1 protein-coding gene and 1 pseudogene are annotated in these 2422 nt (G+C 68.2%); both read right to left on the reverse strand.

The features are described from left to right. Nucleotides 1–2199, reverse strand: a 2199-nt coding sequence (gene pepN / locus LQV45_RS25955) for an aminopeptidase N (RefSeq protein WP_230009534.1), incomplete at its 3' end; no start/stop codon positions are given. Nucleotides 2200–2233: 34 nt separating this feature from the next. Then, a pseudogene (locus tag LQV45_RS25960) lies at nucleotides 2234–2422 on the reverse strand (putative sulfate exporter family transporter); the annotation flags it as partial.

Here is a 2422-nt window from a genome sequence, read left to right on the forward strand (position 1 = left end):
GTTGTCCCGGGCGAGCTCCCGGTCGAGCTGCTCCTGCGAGGCCTGGCCGTTGGCCGCCAGGGCATGCCAGAGATTCCAGCGCAGTTCGGCGTCCACGGCGAGGCCATCGATCACCGTGCTGCCGTCCAGGATGCCCCTGAGCAGGTCCAGCCGGCCGGCGTCGTAGCGGCTGGTTGCGGCAAGGGTCCGGGCCCAGGCCAATTGCTGGTCGGAACCCGGCGCTGCCGCGTGCAGCTGTTCGGCGGCCGTGGTGAGGAAGCCGTGGCGCACGGCATCGCGCTGGCCCCGGGGCACGTAGCGTTCCACTGCCGTCGAGGCATTGCCCAGGACATTGAGGAGGACGCCGATGCCCGGCTCGGCGGGCCCGAAGCGCTCGACGGCGTCGACGTAGAGTGCGGCCGGTGTGACGGCATCCCGGGCCGAGTCCCACAGCGCCGTCCAGCACAGCGCCCGCGCCATGGGGTCGTCCAGCTTGTCCAGGGAGCCGCGGACAGTCGCCTCGGAATGCGGGTCCAGCCGGACCTTGGCGTAGCTGAGGTCCTCGTCATTGACCAGCAGCAGCGCAGGGCGCGGTTTGCCGGCCAGCGCGGTCACATCGGTCCGGGCGCCGCGGACATCGGTCTCGACGCTGTCAGTGCGGACCAAGGCGCCGGCGTCGTCGAAATCGTAGAGGCCGATCCGCAGCCGGTGCGGGCGGGGCTCCTGCCGGCCGGTGGTGGGATCCACGGCGTCCTGCAGGACGGCGACGGAGCTGAGCGCGCTGCTGTCTTCGGTGGATTCGGTGGATTCGGTGATCTCGCTGGACAGGGTGGAGATGCCGGCGGTCTGGAGCCATTGGCGGGCCCATTCGCTGAGGTCGCGGCCGGACGCGGCGCTGAGGGCGGCCAACAGTTCGGCGAGGGTGGTGTTGCCGTAGGCGTGGTCCCGGAAGTACTGGCGGGACCCGGCGATGAAGGCCTCGAACCCGACGTAGGCCACCAGCTGCTTGAGCACCGATGCGCCCTTGGCGTAGGTGATGCCGTCGAAGTTCTGCTTCGCGGCTTCCAGGTCCGGGATGTCGGCGACGATCGGGTGGGTGGTGGGCAGCTGGTCCTGGACGTAGGCCCACGCCTTGCGGTTGTTGGCGAAGTTCACCCAGGCCGTGTCCCAGTCCGTGGTCCGGTCCACACCGAGGGTGCCCATGTAATCAGCGAAGGATTCCTTGAGCCACAAATCATCCCACCACTTCATGGTGACGAGGTCCCCGAACCACATGTGCGCCATCTCGTGGAGGAGCGTGTTGGCGCGGGCCTGGTACTGCGAATCGGCGGCCCGGGAGGTGAAGACGTAGCTTTCGGTGAAGGTCACCAGGCCCGGGTTTTCCATGGCGCCGAGGTTGTACTCGGGGACGAACGCCTGCTCGTATTTGCCCCACGGGTAAGGGAAATCAAAGAGTTCGTTGAAGAAGGACAGCCCGTTCCTGGTGAGGCGGAACAGGGCGTCGGTATCGAAGGACGCGGCTATGTAGGCTCGGCAGTAGAGCGCCAGCGGTACGTCCAGAACGGTGCCGTCGGCGAGCGTGCCGCGCCAGGCGTCCTCGGCCTTGAAGTACGGTCCGGCGAGGACGGTGGTGATGTAGGTGGACATCGCCTTGGTGGGCGCGAAGTCCCAGCGGCTCGTGGCGGGATCACTCGTCAGTTGGGTGCGCAGCACCTCGGCGCCGTTGGAGGACACCTGCCAGTCGGAGGGGGCCATGACGTGGAAGGTGAACTCGGCCTTCAGGTCGGGCTGTTCGAAGTTCGCGAACACCCGGCGGGCGTCGGCGGGTTCATACTGCGTGTAGAGGTAGCACTGGCCGTCGGCGGGATCGACGAAGCGGTGCATGCCTTCACCGGAGGTGCTGTACAGGGCGGTTCCCGTGATGGTGACCTGGTTCTCCGGCTGCAGGTTTTCGAGCCGGATCCGGGAACCGTCCACGACGTCGGCGACGGCGAGTCCCTTGCCGTTGAGGAAGACGCTGTGCACGCTGCCGGCGATGAAATCCACGAAGGTCGTCGCGCCGGGTTCGCTGGCCGAGAAGGAGATGATGCTGCGGCTCGTGTAGCCGGCGACGTTCGGGTCGGCCGCCTGCCGGACGTCGAGGGAGACATCGTAGCTGTGAGTGGTGATGAGGGCGGCGCGGTCCGCGGCCTCGTCGCGGCTCAGATTCTGGTTTGACACCCCGCTATCTAATCACGGGAGCCTGTGTGCCCGGTCACGCCGGCGGGAACATCAGGAAGGCGGCCGCCAGGCCCAGCAGGGCGATCAGCAGCCAGGACGCCAGCGCGGCCAGCAGCGCGCGTGCGCCGGTGTGCAGCAGCTGGCCCACCCGGACGGCGGAGCCCAGCCCGAACAGCGCCATGCCGAGCAGCAGGTCCTGGACGGCGGCGGCCACGTCCAGGGC

The organism is Microbacterium sp. Bi128, from assembly GCF_918698205.1.